The organism is Bifidobacterium primatium (assembly GCF_002802875.1).
Classification (GTDB): Bacteria; Actinomycetota; Actinomycetes; order Actinomycetales; family Bifidobacteriaceae; genus Galliscardovia; species Galliscardovia primatium.
In genome coordinates, this window is sequence record NZ_PEBI01000001.1 from 65,051 (window position 1) to 87,819 (window position 22,769).

The 22,769-nt window shown below is 65.8% G+C and carries 18 protein-coding genes and 1 tRNA gene; 6 read left to right on the forward strand and 13 right to left on the reverse strand.

Going from position 1 to position 22,769, the window contains the following annotated elements; translation table 11 throughout:
- Positions 1 to 343: 343 nt before the first annotated feature.
- On the forward strand, positions 344 to 1,861 hold the full coding sequence (locus CS006_RS00275; protein ID WP_100509820.1) for a hypothetical protein: 1,518 nt from the start codon (positions 344 to 346) through the stop codon (positions 1,859 to 1,861).
- A 122-nt stretch (positions 1,862 to 1,983) separates the two neighbouring features.
- Here the strand turns inward: CS006_RS00275 and CS006_RS00280 are convergent, their stop codons facing one another.
- The 4 genes from CS006_RS00280 to nadA all read right to left on the reverse strand — a co-directional run bounded on the left by CS006_RS00280 (position 1,984) and on the right by nadA (position 7,044).
- Positions 1,984 to 3,168, reverse strand: coding sequence for a cysteine desulfurase family protein (locus CS006_RS00280; RefSeq protein ID WP_100509821.1), 1,185 nt, complete (start codon positions 3,166 to 3,168; stop codon positions 1,984 to 1,986).
- Positions 3,161 to 4,045 carry a carboxylating nicotinate-nucleotide diphosphorylase gene (nadC, locus tag CS006_RS00285; protein ID WP_100509822.1) on the reverse strand — a complete coding sequence of 295 codons (885 nt, stop codon included), beginning with the start codon at positions 4,043 to 4,045 and terminating at the stop codon, positions 3,161 to 3,163. Before nadC ends, CS006_RS00280 begins: the two co-directional genes overlap by 8 nt.
- A 26-nt stretch (positions 4,046 to 4,071) precedes the next feature.
- Positions 4,072 to 5,712 (reverse strand): L-aspartate oxidase, encoded by a 1,641-nt coding sequence (gene nadB, locus CS006_RS00290; protein WP_165777163.1) that lies wholly within the window; start codon positions 5,710 to 5,712, stop codon positions 4,072 to 4,074.
- A 63-nt stretch (positions 5,713 to 5,775) separates the two neighbouring features.
- Positions 5,776 to 7,044 carry a quinolinate synthase NadA gene (gene nadA / locus CS006_RS00295; RefSeq protein WP_100509823.1) on the reverse strand — a complete coding sequence of 423 codons (1,269 nt, stop codon included), beginning with the start codon at positions 7,042 to 7,044 and terminating at the stop codon, positions 5,776 to 5,778.
- A gap of 230 nt (positions 7,045 to 7,274) precedes the next feature.
- On the opposite strand from nadA, the gene CS006_RS00300 reads away from it, so the two are divergent.
- On the forward strand, positions 7,275 to 8,231 hold the full coding sequence (locus tag CS006_RS00300; protein ID WP_100509824.1) for a YwqG family protein: 957 nt from the start codon (positions 7,275 to 7,277) through the stop codon (positions 8,229 to 8,231).
- Between the two features lie 160 nt (positions 8,232 to 8,391).
- Here the strand turns inward: CS006_RS00300 and CS006_RS00305 are convergent, their stop codons facing one another.
- The 6 genes from CS006_RS00305 to CS006_RS00330 form a co-directional block, all read right to left on the reverse strand.
- Entirely contained in the window at positions 8,392 to 9,183 is a 792-nt protein-coding gene (locus tag CS006_RS00305) for an isoprenyl transferase (RefSeq protein WP_100509825.1), read from the reverse strand.
- Between the two features lie 2 nt (positions 9,184 to 9,185).
- The gene (gene recO / locus CS006_RS00310) at positions 9,186 to 9,932 is read right to left on the reverse strand and encodes a DNA repair protein RecO (RefSeq protein ID WP_100509826.1); all 747 of its coding nucleotides are present in this window, start codon (positions 9,930 to 9,932) and stop codon (positions 9,186 to 9,188) included.
- A gap of 32 nt (positions 9,933 to 9,964) precedes the next feature.
- Positions 9,965 to 11,632 carry an alpha/beta hydrolase family protein gene (locus CS006_RS00315; RefSeq protein WP_243386545.1) on the reverse strand — a complete coding sequence of 556 codons (1,668 nt, stop codon included), beginning with the start codon at positions 11,630 to 11,632 and terminating at the stop codon, positions 9,965 to 9,967.
- A gap of 147 nt (positions 11,633 to 11,779) precedes the next feature.
- Positions 11,780 to 13,000 (reverse strand): flavodoxin-dependent (E)-4-hydroxy-3-methylbut-2-enyl-diphosphate synthase, encoded by a 1,221-nt coding sequence (gene ispG / locus CS006_RS00320; RefSeq protein WP_100509827.1) that lies wholly within the window; start codon positions 12,998 to 13,000, stop codon positions 11,780 to 11,782.
- Positions 12,993 to 14,222 carry a 1-deoxy-D-xylulose-5-phosphate reductoisomerase gene (dxr, locus tag CS006_RS00325; RefSeq protein WP_100509828.1) on the reverse strand — a complete coding sequence of 410 codons (1,230 nt, stop codon included), beginning with the start codon at positions 14,220 to 14,222 and terminating at the stop codon, positions 12,993 to 12,995. Before dxr ends, ispG begins: the two co-directional genes overlap by 8 nt.
- 68 nt (positions 14,223 to 14,290) lie before the next feature.
- Complete coding sequence (locus CS006_RS00330) at positions 14,291 to 15,841, reverse strand: DivIVA domain-containing protein (RefSeq protein ID WP_100509829.1); 1,551 nt, start codon at positions 15,839 to 15,841, stop codon at positions 14,291 to 14,293.
- A gap of 225 nt (positions 15,842 to 16,066) precedes the next feature.
- Here CS006_RS00330 and CS006_RS00335 point away from each other — a divergent pair.
- Positions 16,067 to 16,140, forward strand: a tRNA-Val gene (locus CS006_RS00335).
- A 193-nt stretch (positions 16,141 to 16,333) separates the two neighbouring features.
- On the opposite strand, the gene CS006_RS00340 is transcribed toward CS006_RS00335, so the two are convergent.
- The gene (locus CS006_RS00340) at positions 16,334 to 16,750 is read right to left on the reverse strand and encodes a DUF3052 domain-containing protein (protein WP_100509830.1); all 417 of its coding nucleotides are present in this window, start codon (positions 16,748 to 16,750) and stop codon (positions 16,334 to 16,336) included.
- 89 nt (positions 16,751 to 16,839) lie between these two features.
- Positions 16,840 to 17,721, reverse strand: a complete 882-nt coding sequence (locus tag CS006_RS00345) for a YlbL family protein (RefSeq protein ID WP_423734815.1) — start codon at positions 17,719 to 17,721, stop codon at positions 16,840 to 16,842.
- Positions 17,722 to 17,794: 73 nt separating this feature from the next.
- On the opposite strand from CS006_RS00345, the gene CS006_RS00350 reads away from it, so the two are divergent.
- The gene (locus tag CS006_RS00350; protein ID WP_100509832.1) at positions 17,795 to 19,279 is read left to right on the forward strand and encodes a zinc-dependent metalloprotease; all 1,485 of its coding nucleotides are present in this window, start codon (positions 17,795 to 17,797) and stop codon (positions 19,277 to 19,279) included.
- A gap of 72 nt (positions 19,280 to 19,351) precedes the next feature.
- Here CS006_RS00350 and CS006_RS00355 read toward each other — a convergent pair whose 3' ends face one another.
- Positions 19,352 to 20,845, reverse strand: coding sequence for an ATP-dependent helicase (locus CS006_RS00355; RefSeq protein WP_100509833.1), 1,494 nt, complete (start codon positions 20,843 to 20,845; stop codon positions 19,352 to 19,354).
- 109 nt (positions 20,846 to 20,954) lie between these two features.
- Between CS006_RS00355 and CS006_RS00360 the strand changes: the two genes are divergently transcribed.
- Together CS006_RS00360 and CS006_RS00365 are read left to right on the forward strand one after the other, a co-directional pair.
- Positions 20,955 to 22,448, forward strand: coding sequence for a phosphotransferase (locus tag CS006_RS00360; protein WP_117434898.1), 1,494 nt, complete (start codon positions 20,955 to 20,957; stop codon positions 22,446 to 22,448).
- Positions 22,449 to 22,488: 40 nt separating this feature from the next.
- A complete protein-coding gene (locus CS006_RS00365) occupies positions 22,489 to 22,716 on the forward strand; it encodes a DUF3107 domain-containing protein (protein ID WP_100509835.1) in 228 nt (75 codons plus the stop codon).
- Positions 22,717 to 22,769 lie beyond the last annotated feature (53 nt).

A 22,769-nucleotide genomic window follows, 5' to 3' on the forward strand; every position in this document is an offset into this window, starting at 1 on the left:
GTTCATGGCAGCACCAGTACTGTTGTGCTGTCATGTAGAACAGTACAACAGTTTTGCCAACTGTGCAACACAGCGACATAACAGTTGTCGGACACTTTCCGGCACGGGCGCTTCCGTACCCGATTCACATACCCTCTATAAGACCCCCTGAAGAGTTGATATGGGGGAACTCTTAATCGGCATAATTACGTAGTTTCCCCTACCTCTTACATCACCCCCATAGTCCCACTAGACTCGAAGGTGTTGTGGGGTTTTGTTTGGTGATGCTGTGACGAATGAGGCCGCATGACGCCCCTCCCCGACAATCACGGAGGGGCCGATTTAGAGACAAGGAAGTTCACCCATGACAATCATGGAGACGAAGAAACGCCGGCTCGGCCGTGCGGCCGCCGGCCTGCTCGCCGCGGCATTGACCATCGGCATGGCCGGATTCACCGGCACCGCCGCCGCATCCGCCGCCGAGAATACGACGACCTACGATTTCAATCTGTCGGGACTGCCGGCGCATAACGACCTCATGAAGACCAGCGCCCTCGGCATCGTCGCCGTCAACAGCGAGAAGGACGTCCCGACCGCCGTGCTGAACAACGGCACGACCACGAAGGACGACCACACCGTCGAAACCAAGTACGTCGGCGTCAAGCCCGGCGAATACAACGTGACATACACGGCCACCGGCGACCAGCAGAAGACCATACAGGTCGGCATGTACTCCGGTTCCGCGACCAGTGACGGCATCTTCCACTCCAGCGGCCAGTACAGTCACTTCTCCCTCTCCATCAAGGGATACAACGCCAACACCGCCGTCGAGTCCGAAAAGGTGGACCTCTCCCCCGCCGGCGCATACCTGACGATTCTCGGCGGCGACAAGGTCGGCACCATCCATCTGACCAGCACCACGCCCTCCCAGCCCGATCCGCAGCCGACCAAGTCGGCGAGCATCGTCGGCAAGGACGGCGAGGCGTTCGCTGACAACAAGACCACGCTGACCGTCGACGACGAGCTCGGACTGAGCGCCAAGCTCAAGAACTCGAACAAAGCCGACTTCGAATGGGGTCTCACGCAGGCCGACAAGTACATCGGATTCGTCGACATGGGCGCCAGCCCGGCCACCGACATCCGCATCAAGGCGCTGAAGGCCGGCACCGCCACAGTCAGCCTGACCGGCAAGAAGAGCACCGCGGCCGAAGGCGTCTCCGCCACGCTGACCATCACCGTCAACCCGAAGAAGGAAGACCCCAAGCCCGTCGATCCGCTGGCCGGGTTCAGCGCCAAGGAACGCGCCTACCTCGAGGCCTCGTACTGGTACTTCAACACCCAAGCCGACAGCAGCAAGGGCTTCGACGGATGGTCCCCGAAGACCACCATATACACGAAACTCGCCGACCTCAACGGCCTGAAGAACTCGGTGCCCGGCTACTCCGCGCAGGACGGCGACGCGCTGTTCCACTACACCGGAGCCAACGGCAAGGACCAGGGAGGCTACCATGCCACCACATACAAGAACGGCAAGAAGGTGACCTTCTCCGATGACTACGACACGAAGGTCGTGATCTACACCGGCCGCGATTCTGGCGCGACCATCAAATACGTGTTCACCACGCTTGACAAGGTCGTACTGCCGAACGGCAACAACAGCGGCACCACGCCGAACAGCGGCAAGGACAACCCCGCCGCGAAGCCGTCCGGCGACACCACCAAGAAGCCCGCAGCGACCACCAACGGCACGAACACCGCAACCAACGGCACCGCCAAGGCCAGCGGTCTCGCCAAGACGGGCGCCGACGTCACCGGCGGCATCGTCGCCATGCTCACCCTGCTGGGTGCGGGCGCCGCTCTGATGCTGCGCAAGCGCGCCTGAGCATTCGAACCGCTTTCGGCATAATTCACCGAGCAAGAGGACCGGTTCCGTAAATCGACGGAGCCGGTCCTCTTTTTCGTTCACATGCCAGCCAGACATCGACATGCACGACCCCCTGAAAGTCAGTGCAGACCAAGAGACTCGCAGGAGGCACGTAGGGCGTCGATGATGCGCGCGATGTCGGCATCGGCAAGCGGACGACGGAAGGTGAGTCGCAAGGCGGACTTGGCCACGGCGGGCTCTAACCCCATGGCCAGCAGCGTGGATGGAATCTCGTGGCGGCCGATGGCACAGGCCGAGCCGGAGGAGCATTCGATGCCACGGGCGTCGAGATCGACGAGCAGCGCCTCGCCGGTGACGCCGGGAAAGATGAACGACGCGTGGCCGGGAAGACGATGCTCCGGGTCGCCGGTCAGTCGCGCCTGAGGTATGGCTTCCAGTACGCCGCGGATGAGCCGATCGCGCGATGCGACGAGTTCGGCATGATGCTCGCGCATGAACGTGATGGATTCATCCAAGGCAATGGCGAGCCCGACCGCTCCGGCCACGTTCTGCGTGCCGGAACGCAGACCACGCTCCTGGCCTCCACCGCTGAGCAGCGGTTCTATGGGCACGCGGCCGCGCACCAGTAGCGCGCCGAGACCCTTGGGCGTGCCGAACTTGTGACCGGAGACGCTGAGCGCGTCCACATCCCAGTCGCGCATATGAATCGGAACCTGGCCGGCGGCCTGTACGGCGTCCACATGCACGGGCACATGATGTCGATGCGCGATGCGTACGACATCCTCGACCGGCTGGATGGCGCCGACCTCGTTGTTGGCGAGCATGACCGACACGAGCACGGGCCGCGAACCCGCACCATCACCGGCGACGAGTGCCCCCTCCAAGGCGTCGAGCCGTATGCGCCCCCGCCCGTCGACGGGAACCGTAATCACGTCGGCATCGAAGAACCGCGCCATCCACCGTGCGGATTCGGCGACGGCTGGGTGCTCCACCGCGGAGACGACGATGCGCGGGCGCACGCCCTGCGGCAGTCGTCGCATGGCCGCCAACGCGATGCCCTTGATGGCGAGATTGTCGGATTCGGTGCCGCCGGAGGTGAAGATGACGTCGTCGGCATGGGCGCCGAGGTCGCCGGCGAACGAACGGCGGGCGGCGTCGAGCGCACGGGCGGCGGTCTTGCCGTCCTGATGCACGCTGGCGGGGTTCGCATAGGCGTCGGTCATGAACGGCAGCATGGCGTCGATGACGTTGCGCGACACCGGTTCGGTGGCGGCGGCGTCGAGATAGAGCGTGGCGTCAGTCATAGTCGAGTCCGAGGTCGATGCTGCGGACGCTGTGGGTGAGCGCGCCGACGGAGATGATGTCCACGCCGGTGGCGGCGACCGCGGCCACGCGGTCGAGCGTCATGTTGCCGCTGGCTTCCACGAGCGCACGGCCGTCGATGAGTTCGACGCCCTGGCGCGTGTCGTCCAGGGTGAAATTGTCGAGCATGATGGTGTCGGCGCCGCCGTCGAGAGCGCCTGGAATCTGGTCGAGACGGTCGACCTCCACTTCGATGTGCGTGGTGTGGCCGACCTGTTCGCGCACGTGTCGGATGGCGTCGGCCAGGTCGAGGCCTCGGGCGGCGAGCGCGGCGAGGTGGTTGTCCTTGAGCATGACGGCGTCGGAGAGACCGAACCGGTGGTTGTGGCCGCCGCCGCAGGTGACGGCGTATTTTTCGAAGGCGCGTAGCAGCGGCGTGGTCTTGCGGGTGTCGACGATGCGCGTGCGTTCGAATCCGCGGGGGTGTGTGGCGTCGGGCAGTGAGTTGCCGCGCGCCGCCTCCCTGACGAAGTCGGCGGTCATGGTGGCGATGCCGCTCATGCGCTGGGTGAGGTTCAGGGCCACGCGTTCGGCGGTGAGGATGTCTCGGATGGGGCCGCCGACCGTGGCGAGTGTCTGCCTTGCGGAGAACCGTTGTCCGTCGTGGATGGACGGATTGACGTCGATGATGGGGTTTTGTGTGGTGAAGACGGCCTTGAAGACGTCGATGCCGCTTATGACGCCGGGGTCGCGGGCGACGAGCGAGACCTCGCCGGTCTCGTCGGCCGGGATAGTGGCCGCGCAGGTGATGTCGCCGTAGGGTGCGTCTTCGGCCAGAGCTGCCTCGACGACCGTATGGATGAGATGTTCGGTAAGCAATGCTGTTCCTTTTGGAGGAGGTGGATTCACTGCAGGGGCATGCGGTAGGCGACGGAGTGCGCCCATTCGTCGCGCGGTTCGGGACAGTCGGTCCTGGAGTGGGCACCGCGGGATTCGGTGCGGGCGAGCGCCGCGTTGGCGGCCACGTAGCCGACGGTGAGCATGTTGCGGTTTTCGAGACGATGCGTCTGTTCGTCATACGACGAATCGACGTCGTGATCCGGGCCGGCGTCGGCATTGGCGAGGGCCAGCCCCTCGCCCAGCCGGCGCACCGCCGTCCGGAGGCCGTCGGCGTCGCGCAGCACGCCAACGCCATGCCACATCGCAGCCTCGATATGGCCGCGATCCCATGCGTCGGATGGATCGGTCCGGTCGTCGGTTGCGGGAACGGCAAGCGTCACCGGCTGTTCGCCGGATGGCTTGCCGGTGGCGGAGTTCGCGAACGGTACGGGATGCCATATGGCGTCCCGCCCGTCGGCGACGGCGGCAAGACCGGCGCGTCTGCCGAACACGAGGCCTTCGAGCAGTGAGTTGGAGGCCAGGCGGTTCGATCCCATGACGCCGGTGCGGGCGCACTCCCCCGCCGCATACAGGCCGGGAATGCTCGCGCGGCCGTTGAGGTCCGTTCGGATGCCGCCCATGTAGTAGTGGGCGGCCGGTGCGACGGGGATGGGTTCGCGGCTCCAGTCGAAGCCCAGGGACCTGGTGTAGGCGTCGATGGTCGGGAAACGGTGGGCGAGGAACGCGGCCAGGTCGGGGTGTTCGCGTGCCATCGGGGATACGTCGAGCATGACGGGACGGCCGTTCTGCCGCTGCATCACACGGAAGTTCTCGCGGGCGACCACGTCGCGCGGGGCGAGTTCGGCCCGTGGGTCGATGCGGGTCATGTACCGTTCGCCGTGTTCGTCGAGCAGGATCGCGCCTTCGCCGCGCACGGCTTCGGAGACGAGGAAGTGCTCGCCGACGGCCATCGCGGTGGGGTGGAACTGGTAGAACTCGAGGTCGGCGGTTTCGGCGCCGGCGCGCAGGGCGGCGGCGAGACCGTCGGCTGTGGCGACCTGCGGGTTGGTGGTGTACGGGTACATGCGGCCGGCGCCGCCGGTGGCGAGGATGACGCGGGTCGCGGGAAGCACATCACCTCCCGACTTCGTCAGCAGCCGCACTCCGGCGATGACGCCGTCACGGAGAACGAGGTCTTCGAGGAAAGCGTGCTCGATGATGTGGATGCGCGGGTTGGTGCGGACCATGGCGGCCACGTCGAGCTCGAGCACCCTGCCGGTGGCGTCTCCGCCGGCGTGCACCACGCGGGCACGGCAGTGGGCGGCTTCGAGCCCCCGCAGCATATGGCCTTCGGCGTCCCGGTCGAAACGCACGCCGGCCGCGGCGAATTCACGTACGCGGTCCACACCCTCACGGGTGAGGATCTCCACGGCCTTCGGCTCGCACAGGCCATGGCCGGCGGCCATGGTGTCCTGCGCGTGGAGCTTCGGGGCGTCGTCGGCGAAGATGGCGGCGGCGATACCTCCTTGCGCATGGTAGGTGTTGGATTCCACGAGTTCGGCCTTGGTGACCAGCGTGACGTCATGGCCGGTGGATGCCACGGCGAGTGCTGCGGACAGTCCGGCGACGCCGGCTCCGATGACGACGATGTTGTGTTCAGGATTCACGGTTTTTCTCCCCTCAGTCCACTTACGCGGACGACTCCCCTCATTGGGGGAGCCGGAAACGGCTCACGGGTGAACGCGCAGCATGCGCTCGAGCGCCACCTTGGCCTCGCGGGCGGTGTCGTCGTCCACGGTGATGCGGTTGACGATGTCGCCGCGCTCGATGCTTTCCAAGGCCCAGGCGAGATATGCCGGGTGGATGCGGTACATGGTGGAGCAGGGGCAGACGACCGGGTCGAGGCAGAAGACGGTCTTGTCGGGGTACTGCGCGGCGAGCCTGTTGACGAGGTTGATCTCGGTACCCACGGCGATGACGGAGCCGGCGGGCGCGTTGGCGATCTCCCTGACGATATAGGCGGTCGATCCGGTGCCGTCGGCGGCGTCGACGACCTGCATGGAGCATTCGGGATGTACGATCACCTTCACGCCGGGATATGCGCGGCGGGCGCGTTCGATCTGGTCGACGGTGAAGCGCTGGTGCACGGAGCAGAAGCCCTTCCACAGGATCATCTTCGCTTTGGCGTAGTCGGCGGGATTGCTGGCGCCGCCCTGCGGTTTGTACGGGTCCCACAACGGCATTTGGCTCAGCGGGATGCCCATGGCGCGGGCGGTGTTGCGGCCGAGGTGCTGGTCGGGGAAGAACAGTACGCGCTTGCCGCGGGCGAACGCCCATTCAAGTACGGCGTGCGCGTTGGAAGACGTGCATACGATGCCGCCGTTGCGGCCGCAGAATGCCTTGAGCGAGGCGGCGGAGTTCATGTAGGTCACGGGGATGATCTGCTGCAGCCCGTCGGCGTCCGGTCTGGTGCCGCAGATCTCGCCGAGCTGCTGCCAGCAGTCCTCGACCTGGTCGATGTCGGCCATGTCGGCCATGGAGCATCCGGCGGAGAGGTTCGGCAGGGTAACGCTCTGTTCGGGAGTGGAGAGGATGTCGGCGGTTTCGGCCATGAAGTGCACGCCGCAGAACACGATGTGCTCGGCGTCGGGGCATTGCGTGGCGTTCTTGGCGAGCTGGAAGGAGTCGCCCACGTAGTCGGCGTGCACGATGATCTCGTCGCGCTGATAGAAGTGGCCGAGGATGAGCAGCTTGGAGCCGAGACGCGCCTTCGCGTCGCGGATGCGCTCCTGCAGCTCGTCGTCGGAGGCGTCGCGGTATTCGACCGGCAGAGACTGCTGGCGCGGGGCGTTCCTCGGAATCATGTCCAGCGCCGACGCGCCGGGGCCGTAGGTCGGCCGGGTGGCGTCGAACGCCCATGGATCCTTGGTCAGGCCCGCGTCGCAGGTGCTGGTGGCGCCGAGCCGTTCGATGATGTCGTTTACTGAAGCCACGCTCATGGCAGTGTCCTTCTCTGATGTCCGTATCCGTCGCACGACGGCGGGAGACATCGGTTCGTCGCCGAGGCTCCCGCCGTGAAATCAGTAAGAGCATACCACATATAGTCAAGTTGACTATAACTGATGCCGTCGTAAACGAACACACCTTCTTCACTGTTCGGTCAGACGTCTGCAATGCCATATGACTAGGCTGTGCCGTAACGATGAACGCAGCAGGCAAGGAGGAAGCCATGGGGATCTGGGACAGGCTGTTCGGCGGCAGGGGCTCAAAGGAAAACCGGGACATCGTCCGCAACACCCCGAATCCCGTGGCCGCCGACATCACCGGCATCCAACGGGACGAAGCCTATTCGGACACACAGCGCATCCCCCAGCTGACCGACTACGTGGCGCAGATGATCGTGTCGATGGTCCGTCACGAAACGCAACGCCCCGCCGTCAACCTCCTCCCCACGGATGATGCGCCGTCCATCACCGACACGAAGGTCGGAGGGGCGTTCTACGTGCCTCCCGCCATGGGCGTCCCCAAGAACCGGGAGACCGGAGAACCGCTGTTCCTCATAGCCCAGCTGAATTTCGCCCAGCTCCCCCATCTGCATGATTTTCCGCAGGACGGTCTGCTGCAGTTCTTCATCGCCGGCGACGACTCGATGTTCGGCAAGGATTTCGACCGGCTGGATTCGCAGCGTTCATGGCGCATACGATACATCCCCGAGCCCGACGACGTCACGCGGGGCCGTATCATCCGCCCCCATTGGAAGGACGACACCGACCTGCCGCTGCACGACCCCGATGTCGAGTTCCGTCTTGAACCGCAGCTGGCCACGCAGGCGATGTCGACGACGGACTTCCGGTTCGAGTCCACGTTGCAGCGCTGCCTGGGCGCATTGAACGACCGCGACCGCGACTTCTTCGACACGCACGACGCCGATATCCGAGACACGTTGAACGACATGCTGGGCGGTGACGGCCTTCGTGTCGGCGGCTACCCGGTCTTCACGCAGGATGATCCCCGAGAGGACGACCCGGACCTCGGCCGGGCCACCACACTGCTGCTGCAGCTCGACTCGCTCGACGACAATCGGCTCATGTTCGGCGACACGGGTGTGATGAACTTCTTCATCGAGCCCGATCGCCTGCGTCGTCTGGACTTCTCCCGGGTCCTCTACACGTGGGATTGCTACTGACCGCGCCGAGCCGCACCATATCGACCTCGCCGCTCGAGAGATCGCGGCTCGACAGTCAAGCGCCGTCAGCGCTTGGCCTCCCGCAAGAACAGACGGCCTTGCGGCCGCGCCTTCCAGGCCTCGCCGCTCGATGCAATCGCGGCTCGACAGTCAAGCGCCGTCAGCGCTTGACTCCCCCAAACCGTCGGTCGCGGTGGATGTAGTGGTCGATGGAACGCCACAGGACCTCGCGGCCGCAGTCGGGGAACAGTTCCGGCACGAAGTCGAGTTCCGCGTAGGCCGCCTCCCACGGCAGAAAGTTGCTCGTACGCTGCTCTCCCGACGTGCGGATCACCAGGTCGCAGTCGGGGATGTCGGGATTGTAGAGGTGCTGGGCGATCATCTTCTCGGTCACGCGGTCGCCGGAGATGCGGCCGTCGCGCACCTCCTTCGCGATGGCGGCGCAGGCGTCGGCGATCTCGGCGCGGCCGCCGTAGTTGATGCAGAACACCACGTCGATGGTCCTGTTGTGCTTCGTGCGCTCCATGGCGGTCTCAAGCTCGTCGATGACCGATTTCCACAGCCGGGGGCGGCGTCCGGACCAGCGCACGCGCACGCCCCATTCGTCCATCTGCGCCACGCGGCGGTGGATGATCTCGCGGCTGAAGCCCATGAGGAACCGCACCTCGGATGGCGAGCGCTTCCAGTTTTCGGTGGAGAACGTGTACAGGCTCAGATAGCGCACACCGGCCTCGATGGCGCCGGCGATGGTGTCGAACACCACGGGTTCGGCAGCCTGATGGCCGTTCGTGCGCACGAGACCGCGCTGCTGCGCCCAGCGTCCGTTGCCGTCCATGATGACGCCGACGTGGCGGGGCACCTTGTCCTTGGGGAAGTCGGGAATGATCGAGGGGTCGGAGAAGGGGGCCGCGGGGATATCCAACGACGTATAGTCCACATGTTCAAAAGCCATGTCTACGAATCTAGCAAGTGCGCGGAACGAATCGGCCGTTCGAGGTAATACTCGGCCCAGTGTTCGACGATGTCATGCACCCTCGAAACCGAATCCCCGCCATCGGCGCCGCCTGCCGGCCGGACGTCAAGCGTCCCCCAGTCTCCGGCGAGCAGCGCCTTCAGCCGCATGACGTCGTCCCTCGTCACCCGAATCGCCTCGGGAGTGCGGCCCCTGGCGCACATCACGCCGCCTCCGGGTATCGAGAACGCGGCGAGATCGTCGCCCCCGCCGCATACCACGCAGGAGTCGAGACGCGGGGTCCATCCAGCTATGGACAACGCGCGCAGCACGTAGGAGTCGCCGATGTCCGTCGGCGCATGCAGCCGACGGGCCAGCGCGGAGACCGCGCCCACGGCCAGCATGTACTGGGACGGCGAAGGTTCGTCGAGGGCGGCGAACAGCCGGTCGGCGGTCTCCGCGACCACGCTGGCGTTCACGTAGCTGTCGTAGTCGCCGATGATGCGGTCGCCGTACATGCCTTTGGCCGAGGCCTGCGAGACCACGTCGAGCGAACGGCCGGTGGCGATGAGCAGGTCGGCGCGCATGAACGGTTCGAGCCGTGCGCCGAACCGCGACTTCAGCCGTCGAACGCCTTTCGCCACGGCACGGATCTTGCCGTGGTCACGGGTGAGGATGGTGATGATGCGGTCGGCCTCGCCGAGCTTCACCGTACGCAGCACCAGTCCCTCGTCGCTGTACAGCGCCATGGATGCGCTTCCTTTCCGCCGTGCGATGCACGTCAGTAGATGAACAGTCCCCAGAAGGCCAGCACCAGCAGCACGCCGAACATCGCGAGCGCCGTCACCACGAACAGCGCCACACCGAGTCTGGTCGAGGCGACGACCGGTCCGGGATGCCAGTCGCGGATGCGCAGCACGGGTCTGCCGGTGAGCCGTTTCACACGGAAGTCGGCCTTCCATTCCTCCGGCGTGCGCAGCAGGCCCTTTACGGACGCGGTGTGCAGTATCTCGCACAGCACTCTCGACCACGCCCATACCACGATGGCGCAGGCCGCCTGGATCGCATACCAGCTCCAGTAGATCATGCCGGGCGGCTCCGGCGCGGCTCCCCAGATCAGCTGGACCATGCGCCATACGATCTGGCCGATGCCGGCGAAGAACAGCATCAGCGAGGCCATAGTGGTGACGGATATCATGACCAGCACCCTCCGGTACCCGCGCACCAGGCCGAGGGCCCTGCCACGGCGCCCGGCAAGGCACCGGATCTTGCGGATGACGGCCACGACGGCGAGTATCAGCGTGGCGACGAGCATGACCGCGGTGGATGCGTGCACGATGACGCCGTACATGGTCAGACGGGGGTGGGCGTGCAGGTTCGTCGGCACGGCGATGGACTGGTAGATGGTGGTGCCGGCGATGGATGCCGACGTCTCCTCGAGCCCTCGGGTCTTGCCGACGGCCCAGTCGACCATGTCGTCCTCGTATCCGTCGACCAGGGGCGTGCCCTCCTCGGCCTCGTCGCCGAGCCGCATCACATGGTTGGCGACCGGATAGTTGCGCACGGTCACGTCCCAGTTGTCCTCCTGCCGGGCCATGCCCTCGATCTCGGTGATGCCGTCGACCTGTGCGGTCATGACGTCCTTCGAACCGTAGGCCACGAATGTGGGGATGGCGTAGCCCTGCGCGACGAGCGGGTCGAAGTCGAGGTTGTCGAGTCCGAACCGTGCGGTGTCGGCGCTGAACACGCGGCGGACGATGGACTGGTAGCCGGGATTGGCGCCGACGATGGCGAAGTCCTGCGCGACGAAGAACCCGAGCGCATGCCGCGGCGAATACACCATGGGCGACAGCAGTATCTGGAAGGCGATATGGCCGTCGTCACGCACGAGATAGGGCGATATCCATGTGCTTTCGGAGGTGGCGTACAGTCCCACCTTGTCGGGGTCCACGGTGTCGAGCGATCTGAGGTAGTCCACAACTTGGCCGTAGGCGTGTGCGGACGCCTTGTAGTCGCGGGTGATGTCGTTCGTCGACCAGACGGGCTTGTCGACGGTCGCCGTCACGAATCCCGCGGAGCTGAGGTCGTCGGCGACGTCGCCGAACGAATTGTCGGCCGTGCCGTATCCGGCGCCGTGCATGAACACGGCGGCCGGCAGACTGTGCTTCGCGGTGACGCCCTTGGGCGAGCGGACGAGCACGTGGGCCCGTTGTCGCTCGCCGGTCGATGGGCGGACGAGTTCCAGCCAGGCGTCGGCGGTGACGACGTCATAGGTGCCGCGTTCCGGCAGTTTTTCTCCGCCGGGGTTATCGTAGGTCACGGAGGTGTCTGCGGCCAGTGTCTCCACGCTGCGGTCGGTCGGCTCGTTCTTCCATTCGACCGTCGTGATATGCGAGACCGAGGTCAGTATGCCCATCAGGATGATGAAGATGGGGATGCTGACCAGCATCTTCTTCGACCACTTCCATTCGACATCGTCGTTTACGGCAGTCGTCGCGGTTTTCCGGCGTTTCAACACGGAAGGTATTCTATACGCCGAACCTTACCGGCGCGGGCCGGCCCGAAGCCGGCCACGCGCCGCCGCCTTCCACGTCCGTCAGCGGACGACGGTCCCTGCCTTGGGATCCTGGATCGGCACGACGACGGGACCGGCGCCCTCGAGCGGGGTGCCGTTGGCCTCGGCCTCCTCCTTCATGCGTTCGGCGATCTCGTGCGCCTTGTCGAGCAGCGTGTCGACGATGCGGTCCTCGGGCACCGTCTCGATGACCTTGCCCTTGATGAAGATCTGCCCCTTGCCGTTGCCGGAGGCCACGCCGAGGTCGGCCTCGCGCGCCTCGCCGGGACCGTTGACGATGCAGCCCATGACGGCCACGCGGATGGGGGCGGTGATGCCCTTGAGACCGTCGGTCACGGCGTTGGCCAGCTGGATAACGTCCACCTGCGCACGGCCGCAGCTCGGGCACGAGATGATGTCGAACTTGCGTGCGCGCAGCCCCAGGTATTCGAGCAGCTTGCAGCCGACCTTGACCTCCTCGACCGGCGGGGCGGAGAGGGACACGCGGATGGTGTCGCCGATGCCTTCGGATAGGAGCGAGCCGAACGCCAGACAGGACTTGATGGTGCCCTGCCATGCGGGACCGGCCTCGGTGACGCCGAGATGCAGCGGCCAGTCGCCCTTGGACGCCAGCAGGCGGTAAGTCTGGACCATGGTGACGACGTCGTGGTGTTTGACGGAGATCTTGAAGTCATGGAAGCCGACGTCCTCGAACATGTGGGCCTCCTTGAGCGCGGATGCGACGAGCGCCTCGGGCGTCGGACCGCCGTATTTGGCGTAGAGCGCCTTGTCAAGAGAGCCGGCGTTGACGCCGATGCGCAGCGAGATGCCCGCGTCGGTGGCGGCCTTGCAGATGTCGGGACCGACCTGGTCGAACTTGCGGATGTTGCCGGGGTTCACACGCACGGCAGCGCATCCGGCATCGATGGCCTGGAACACGTACTTCGACTGGAAGTGGATGTCGGCGATGACCGGGATCGGGGACTTCGCCACGATGGACGGCAGGGCGTCGGCATCGTCCTGGCTGGGTACCGCGACACGGACGATGTCGCAGCCCGCCTGCGCCAGCTCGCCGATCTGACGCAACGTGGCGTTCGCGTCGGCGGTGACGGTGTTCGTCATCGACTGCACGCTGACGGGCGCGCCGCCGCCGACCGGCACCGGGCCGACCATGATGCGGCGGGAGCGGCGGCGGGGATGCAGCGGCGACTCGCTGATCGCGGCGTCGCCGGTCTTACGGAATGCGGTATTCGAATCAGTCACGGTTGTTGTTTATCAGATCGTCGGCGAGCCGGCGGGCGAAAAGCTCCACTTGGCTCATTTCCTCCACGGACTCGAACAGCGGCGCGCCGCGCAGCTCGCCGTCCATCTCGTCGAGCACCTCACGGACCGTGTCGGCGATGGCCAGATACGGCAGACGGTGTTCGAGGAAGGCGTGCACGGCCTGCTCGTTGGCGGCGTTGAGCACCGCCGTGTGCTTCTCGGAGGCCTCGAGGCAGTGTCGCGCGAGGGCGACGGCGGGAAACACCTCGTCGTCCAGCGGTTCGAAGGTCCACTGCGCGGCACGGGTCCAATCGCACGGCCTGGCGATATTCGGCAGGCGGTCGGGGGCCGACAGCCCCAGTGCGATGGGCAGACGCATGTCGGGCGGCGAGGCCTGGCAGATGGTGGCGCCGTCGCGGAACTCGACCATGGAATGCACGATGGACTGCGGGTGCACGGTGACGCTGATGCGGCTCGGCGGGATGGAGAACAGCCGGCTGGCCTCGATGACCTCGAGGCCCTTGTTCATCAGCGTGGAGGAGTTGATGGTGACGACCGGCCCCATGTTCCAGGTGGGATGGTGCAGCGCCTGCTCGGGCGTCACGTCGGCGAGCTCGTCGCGCGTGCGGCCGCGGAACGGACCGCCGGACGCGGTGACGACCAGCCGTTCGACCTCATGATGCATGCCGGAGCGCAACGACTGCCATATGGCCGAATGCTCGGAATCGACGGGATTGATCTGCGCCTCGCGCACCTGTGCATCGAACAGCAGATGGCCGCCGGCGACGACGGACTCCTTGTTGGCGAGCGCCAGCTGGGAGCCGGCCCGCAGCGCGGCGATGGAGGGTTCGAGTCCGATGGAGCCGGTGATGCCGTTCAATACGACGTCCGCGCCGGCACCGGCCAGGTCGATGACGGCCTGCGCGCCGGCCTCGACGACGATGTCCTTCGCACCGAGCTCCGCGAGGGCGTCGCGCACGGCGGGCAGCGCCTCCTCATGGAACACGGCCACATGCCTCACATGGAAACGCGCCGCCTGCTCGGCGAGCAGACGGGGATGGGCTCCCCCGGCGGCCAGCCCCGTGACGTCGAAGCGTTCGGGATGCCGGCCGATGACATCAAGACCCTGCGTGCCGATGGACCCCGTCGATCCGAGGATGATCACCGTGCGCCGCCACGACACCTCGTCGAGATGCGCGTCGACGCACGTCTGCGCAGACATGTCCGCTTGTTCGCTCAACTGTTTTCTCCTGACTGTCCGATGATGTCTTGGTGTGCTTCGACAACCGCCTAGTATTTGCCCGAACCGTTGCCGTCCTTGCCGTCCCTGTCATCGGCGGAGGGGAACGTCAGGCTGGGGATGTGGAAGTCGACGGACGGGATGGAGCTGGTGTCGAGCAGCGACGAGAAGTAGTCGCCGGCCTCGTCGCCCGAGAACGGGCTGTCGGAGGCATGGGCGTCCCGATCGCGGGACGCGCCGCCGGAGCCGGAGGCGGCATCGTCGGCCGGCACGGAGTCGGTCGATGCATCGAACGCGTCGGATGCACCGGCCGCGCGGGACGAGGCGGACGACCAGATGGACGGCTCCGCGCCCGCCGCCGTGGAACGCGGCGCGGCGGGCGTATCGGCGGAGTCCACGGAAGCGGAGGCGCCGGTATCATCACCGGAGACGAAATCGAACGAATGGGACGTCGGCTCGTATGACGGGATCCTGGAATCGACGAGCGGGAAGGACGGCTCCTGCGCCGGCAGTGCGTCCGGAAGCGGGGGGATGGCCGTGGTCGGCATGTCGTTGGATGACGGAGCCGGTTCCGGTTCGGCCTGAGCGGCGACGGACGAAGTGCCGTTCACCAGGCCGGCCAGCGAGCCGCTGACGGCCGCGGCGGGCGTGTCGGCGGCCGGGGTGGAGTCCGTCGTGCTGTTCACCAGCGCGCTTTCCGCCTGCCGCAGGTCGTAGAACGACGAGTCCCTCTCGGAACGGGCGTCATCCTTGGACGGTTCCTCGACGACGGACTGCGCCGCGGCGGCGGGAACGGATTCGACGGCAGGCGCCGGAGGCACGGCATATCCGTAGCCCTCCTGTCCGGCACGCACATCGGCCTTGGCCTGCGGGACCGCGCCGAACAATGCCTGCGTGGGCCGGGACTGCGAGGACTGCGGCTCGGCGTCCAACGGCTCCATGTCGTCCAGGTGCAGCGATCCCTCCAGACGGGCGAAGGATTCCAGGCGGGACAGCACCTGCACGGCGCGGTTGAGGTAGGCGTCCACCTGACGCTCGCTGTAGCCGCGTTTGCCCTTGCGCTGGGTGAAGATCACGTTCGACACCTTGACGGAGGTCAGTTCGGCCTCCGCCCTGGCGGCGGCGTCGGACTGGTGCTGGCGGGTCTCGCCGAGCTCGTGGCGGATCTTCTCCACGATCTGGTCCACGAGACGGTCCACCTGCTTGCGGTCGTAGGAGGGGCGCTTGTCCGCGCCGGGGGCGAACCGCTCCTTCGCCGGCCTCTTGGCACGGGGATACAGGCTGTGCGCCAGCTGTTCGGTGGTCGCACGCCATGCCACCCGGCCCGTGGTGTTCACATCCCACTGGGTCTGCTTGTCGACCACGGCCTTCTCCAGACGGTTCAGCGCCGCATCGACCTGAGAGATCACGTAGCCGTCCTTTTCCAGCGCGAAGGAGACGTTCTGGATGTCCTCCTGGGTCATCTTGGGTTCGGCATCCTCATACAGGGTATGGGCACGCTCCAGGAACGAATCCACCTGCCCCACGTCATAGCCCCACTTACGCTTGCCTGCTCGTGCGATCGAAGCACCGTTACGGTCTGCAGCGCGCTGCTGTGCCATAGAACCGACCTCCTTGGCCGCGTGGATAAACAATCTCGACTACAGTCACCTTACGTGATTGCGCGGTCAAATGCGTGGGATCCGACGCATGGAATCGCGCGATTGCCACGATACCCGCACACATGCGCCGACGGGCGCATACGCGGCCGCAGGCCGGAACAGGGGCGGAAAATCGCGACACGCGGATGCATCACCGGTAGCGGATACGTTATTCTATTGGTTTGCGGGCGATTAGCTCAGTTGGTTAGAGCGCCACCTTTACACGGTGGATGTCGGGGGTTCGAATCCCTCATCGCCCACGTTTCAGGGCCGCTGGAATTCCAGCGGCCCTTATTTCTTTGCATCCGGCCGTCGGGCTTCCATGCCCGCTCTCCGCCCTGTTTTCCTATGAAAAACGTCCTTCCCCATCCGGGGAAGGACGTCATACGTTTCATATCGGCTACGGCATCCATGTCGACCGACGACGGCGGACCGTCGGGGTCTAGGGGTCTATCAGCGACCCTTGCCGAAGGCGCGCAGACGGACGGCGTTCCAGTCGCGGTTCAGCGTCTGCGGCGTCGCCGCGTTCATGCCGGAGGTCTTCGCCGCGTTCTCGATGGTCGTGGCGGCCGGTGCGCCCTCACGACCGGGCTTCGGGGTCAGCACCCAGAAGGGACCGCCCTCGTCGAGCACATCGACGGCATCCATGATGGTGTCTGACAACGCGTCCTCGTCATCGCCGTCACGCCACCACACGATGACGCCGTCGACGGCGGAATCGTAATCCTCGTCTACGAGATCCTCCCCCGTGACGGATTCGATGCCTTCGCGGATGGAGTCATCCACGTCGTCGTCCCACAACCATTCCTGGATGATATCGCCGGAATGGAATCCAAAAACATCAGACTCTTGTCTAGTAGTTTCAGCCACGGAAATAGCATAACAACACTTGCGGAACAACGGCTGCACCGAAACCGTGTTTTTTCGTCACGGCCGTGAGACGGCCCCGTATGCGAGCGTCAGGCGGTGCAGTGCGGCAGGGAGTCCCCCCTGCCCTGTCCGATGGCGACGAGCGCCTTGTACGCCTCGGCGAGCGTGCCGACCTTCACGTCACGCAGTCCCGCGGGAACATGGCCGACCACCTCGGAGCAGTTGTCCGCAGGGGCCAGGAACCATGTGGCGCCGTCGCGCCGGGCCCCCAGCATCTTGAGCCGTATGCCTCCGATGGCCCCCACCTTGCCGTCGGACTCCATGGTTCCCGTGCCGGCGATGGTCCGGCCTCCGGTCTCGTCGGATGCGGTGAGCTTGTCGATGACGCCCAGCGAGTACATCATGCCGGCCGAGGGCCCGCCGATCTTGTCGACGTGCATGGAAACCTTCACATTCGAGGTGTCCACTCCTTGAGACGACAGGTAGCGCAACGCCTGCTGCGATGCCGAATCCTGCGCGCCGCTCATCTCCTTCTTCGTGGTCTTCTGATAGTCCTCGGAGCTCTGGCCGGGCGGGATGACGGCCTCCCTGGGCAATACTCCCGCATGGGGGTTCGCCCAGGCGTACAGCACCTCGGCGTTCGTGGCCGGCCAGTCTATGCCGTAGCTGTTCACCGTGGTCAGCAGCAGACGACCGGAGTCGCGGTACGTCTTCGCCCCGTGGATCTCGATCATCGCCACGTCGGAGCCGTCGCCGTCGGCACGCACCGTACCAAGCACGTCCCTGGTGGGGCCGGGCCCCTCGGTGACGAACCCGCTGGGCATGCACAGCAGGATCACGCACAGCAGCGCGCCGAAGAGGCCCAGGCAGTGACGCAGCCCGCGAGCGCGGAAATACCGCGCTATGCGGGAGGGAATGGAGCTGAGCGCGAACTTGGCGCGTTTGTTGTGCATGATCGGCATACCTCCCATAGTATGGATGCAACAGACTTCATACAATGAGGTCGATACGGACGTTCATGCGCTAGCGATAGATGGTGAAGGTATGGAAGACAACGAACTGCATCAGTGGCTTATCGATTCCTTTGGCCCGATTCAGGGGGAAATGGCGTGGAGGCAATTCTCGTCCCTGCCTGATTCGATTCGCGACCAGATCATGAGCCAGGGCGTCGAGGGACTGCCCAAGCCCTCCGAGGTCCGTTCCCTTGCGGAGGCGCTGACCGCCGGCGGGCTCAACACCGCCGGCGATGTGCATCGAACCATCGAGGAGGGGCCGATCAACGTCAAGCTCGCCCAGTCCATCGCGTTGAACAAGACGCGTGACGCCGGCGCCGCCTCCACCGTGAGCGCCGAGGACGGCGCCGCCGCCCGCGCATCGCTCAGCGAGGCGAACCTGTGGCTCGACACCGTGACCGAGTTCGATCCCGTCAAGGGACAGGCCGACGTGCTGACGCGCGCCGAATGGGTGGAGCGCACGCTGCCGTCGTGGGCGTCGTTCGCCGGCCCGGTCGCCGAATCCATGAACGACGCGCTGGCGTCGGTGCTTTCCGAACGGCTCGGCGGCTCGCTGGGCGGCGAGGTCTCCGGCATGTTCGCCGGTCCCGTGCCCATCCCGATTCCCGACGACCTCAAGGACCCGGCCATGCTGATGAAGCTGCTGGGCAACACCTCGTTCGCCATGCAGCTGGGCAGCGCGGCCGGCGACCTTTCCAGCGAGGTGCACGGCAGCTTCGACCAGGGCATCGCACTGCTGAAGAACCCTGCGGGCGCGCTCATTCCCGAGAACATCAACGCCTACGCCAAGGAGCTGGAGATCGACAAGGGCGAGGTGATGGGCTTCCTGGCACTGCACGAGGTGGCGCATGCCCGCCTGTACGCCGGCGTGCCGTGGCTGATGCCGAGGTTCGAGGCGCTGATCGGCAAGTACGCGCGAGGCATCAGCATCGATCTCGACGCCATGGAGGAGCAGCTGCGCGAGGCCGAGATGATGAACCCCGAGTCCATCGCCGGAGCGGTGAACCTCAATAAGGTCGGCATCAACGATTCACCGGAGCAGCGCGAGGCCCTCAGCAGCCTCGAGACCCTGCTGGCCCTGGTGGAGGGCTGGGTCGACTGCGTGGTGTGGCGGGCCGGCATGGCGCATCTGCCGCATATCGAGCAGCTGCGTGAGATGATGCGCCGCGAGCGTGCGGTCGGCGGTCCGGCCGAACGGACCTTCGAATCTCTGCTCGGCCTGAAGCTCCGTCCGAAGCGCCTGCGCGAGGCAGCCGATCTGTGGGAGGCCATCACCGTGGCCGAGGGTCCGCAGGAGCGCGACGGCCGGTGGGGACACCCCGATCTGTTGCCGACGCTGGCCGACGGAGACAACGGCAACAGCGAAGCACCGGCCGATTCCGGTACCGCCGCAGCCGCTCAGGCCGGATCCTCCGCGACTTCGGTGGATTGGGACGCCGAGCTCAGCAAGCTGCTGGACGAACACGGCAACGGCGACGGTAGCGACGAAGCCGGTACGGCCCCAGACCAGAACTAGTCCCAGCATCCTTCGACTTTCCTTTCGAATCCCGCTTCTCTGCGCTGACGCCCCCAGTTCCCGACCAGGACGTCAGCGCAGGAACCTGCTGGGCGTCCGTCGCTGCATGCTCATGGAGTCCTTGCTGGAGGCGAACGACAGATCCACGGTGTCCTCGCCGCGGGTGACGCCCACATACAGCAGTCGCCGCTCCTCCTCGAGCACGTCGCCCGGAGCCGGCGAGCCGAACGGGATGAGCCCTTCAGAGCATCCGATGATGAACACATGCTTCCATTCCAGGCCCTTGGCGGCATGAATGGTGGAGATGCTCACCGCACCGGTCTGGCCGGCGGCAAGGTCGATGGCCGCGGCCTTCGCCGCCGCACCCGAGGAGTCGATGAGCGTGGCCTCGCTCTGCCCGTATTCCGTGCGCACACGGGAGCGGATGCGCAGCTGGTTCAATGCGGCGCGCACCATCGCGCCCTGCGCGTTGATGCGCATCAGCACCGCGATGTCGTTGGGACTCACGCCATCCGCCAGCAGACGTGCGATGCGTCTGGCCACACCCTGGGCCTCCTGCTCGTCGGTGGCGTACGACGTGCATTGGATGCGGCGGCCGGCCTGACGCCCCGAACGCAGCACCAGATAGTCGTCGGCGTATGGCGAGGCCGCAAGAATCCTGTTCGCGTAGTGCACCACCTGCGGCGTGGAACGGTAGTCGGTCTCCAGCCGGATGTCCGCGCGCATGGCATGGAACTCCTCGGGGAAGTGCAGCAGGTAATGGCTGGTCGCCCCGGCGAACGAGTAGATGGTCTGCGCGGGGTCGCCCACCACGCATACGGAGTCGCGCCCTCCCAGCCACAGCCGCATCAGCCGGTGCTGCAACGGGGAGACGTCCTGATACTCGTCGACGGTGATCCACCGCACGCGCGAACGGATCGTCGCCGCGGCCTCCTCGAACCGTTCCATCACATGGCAGGCCATCAGCAGGATGTCGTTGAAGTCCATCCGGTTCCGGTTCGTCTTCTCCTGCTCGTACGCGTCGATGACGTCCGCCATCTGATCGGGCGTCAGATCGGCGGGCGGCTGACGGTGTGTCGCCGCACATACACGCGCATAGTCCGCCGGGGCGATCAGCGACACCTTCGTCCAGTTGATTTCGGCCAGCAGCGCCCTGAGCGCGACGTCATCGACGTCACGGCCGACGACCCGCGAGAACGCCTTCTCCACGAGGAGACGAGGCTGTTCCACGATGGAGGGGAAGTATGCCTCGCTGAGCTCGGGCCATACCTGCCGCAGCTGATGCAGGGCCGCCGAATGGAACGTCGCGGCCTTCACCTGCGGCACTCCCAGAGCGGACAGGCGTGACCGCATCTCCGCGGCCGCCTTCACCGAGAACGTCACGGCAAGCGTGGCCGACGGATTCCACGCCCCCGATTCGCAGGCGTAGGCGATGCGGTGCGTGATGGTGCGGGTCTTGCCGGCGCCGGCACCCGCCATGATGCGCACGGGGCCGTCCACCGCCTGCGCCGCGGCGGCCTGGCCGTCGTCCAGGCCTTCGAGGATTTCCTGAGCTTTTGACTTCACATGCCCATTCTCTCAGGTGTTATGAACGGTTTGAAAGCGGAAGTGCATTAGAGTGGAATGCGTGAGTGAACGTTCAGTATTTACTTTGGCGGCCCTGGCATCCGCCGCCATGCCGAATCTTGCCGTGGCCAGTACTCGCGAGTCCGAGCAGTACATGCTGTCGGGCGCCAACGGCATCGACGTGGCCGTGGTCACCGACACCACCGGCCGTGAATTCGACGTCAACGTCTCCGACACGCCGAAGGGCAAGAAGCAGCTGCTGGGCCGGGCGAACTCCTCGGCCGCGCTGCTGCGCGCCAAGGAACCTGCAGGACTCGGCTTCGCATTGGAACGCACCGTCGCCTTCCAATCCGGCGAGCACGCCAAGGCCCCCACCGGCACCACCGCCGTGCTCATCACCGTCCACAACGACGGTCTCGCCACGCCGCTCGACCAGCTCACGGAAAGCCAGTGCGTCTCCGTCGGCACGGCCATCGGCGCCATTCACCGTCTGCGTCCGGCGTTTCTGGAAAAGGAGGGCTACCCCTCCTACACGGCCGCGCAGATTCGTCAGCAGCTTGTGGCCTGGATCTCCCGGCTGAAGGAATCCGGCCACGTGCCCGACGAGATCACCGACAGCTGGGAGCATATCGTCGGCACCGAGGGACTGTGGTCGTTCCACACCTGCCCGGTGCACGGCGGATTCGAGGACGGGGACATGCTGTTCTCCAGCACGGGCCTCAACGCCATCTACCACTGGAACAACATGCAGGTCAACGACCCCGCCCGCGATCTGGCCTGGATCTTCGCCAAACTGGACGCCAAGCACCGCAACAGCGTATTGTCCGCCTACGCGCGTCTCATCGGTTCGAGGCTCGATGACCTCATCATGCTGCGCGCCAGCCTATGGCTGCAGATGGAGCAGGTGGGCGAGTTCATCCAGGCGCTCGACCGTGCGGACAACGACAAGATCATCGAATTCAAGGCCCATGTGGAACGTCTGGCCCATCAGCTGTCGGTCCGAACCACCAAGGCGTCCACGCCGCGCTCCGAGGCGGCCGATGGCAAGCGCCCCTCCACCATCACCGTCGGCACGCTGCTGGAGAAGGACGGCGACGCCGGTCGGGACGCCCGCAGGCCGGACGCCACGACCGCCCACGCAGCCGCACCGCGCAGGAACCCTGCACCCACGCGCGGCCATGCGACCCCGGAATCGTTCCGTCCCACGACGGCGGCGACCCGCACCGCAGAATCCGCCGACGCCGGACCTGAATCACGGACCGCCGTCGTGCAGACGCCGGACGCCAACAGCGACGACACCGCCACGGTGTCGCTGCCGGCGCTGCGCCCCGAGGACTTCAACGATGCGAAAACCGGCAAGCCGACCGATGACGAAGTCAAGGACGCCAAGACCCCGACCGACGCCACGGACACCGGTGCCGTCTCCATCGACGGCAAGCCCAGCGAGTACATCTCGCTGGTCGACGATGACAAGTCCCATGCGCCGGCCGATGCCACGGACACCGACCATGACGGCAACGCCGGACCGGACGCCAAGAGCGAGCCCGACGCCAAGAGCGAAGAGCCGGCCGAAACGTCCGATGACGGCGATGAGACTCGCTAGAATCCAGTAATAGTGTTCGACCGACTCCCAAGGAGGAATCATGGATGTTGAAATCGGTATTCAGAATGTGGCACGCCCGGTGAGCTTCGTCACCGACAAGTCGGCCGACGAGATCAGCGACGCCATTGCCGCCGCGGTCGCCGACGGCACCGTCGTCGACGTGACCGACACCAAGGGCCGTCGCATCGTCGTCCCCGGCAAGGTCATCGGATACGCCATCGTCGGCTCCGATACCACGCATCCTGTTGGTTTCGGTGCTCTGAACTAGCACCTCCACCAACAGCATGCACGTGCGCGGCCTTCGCGGCCGCTCCCATCGCC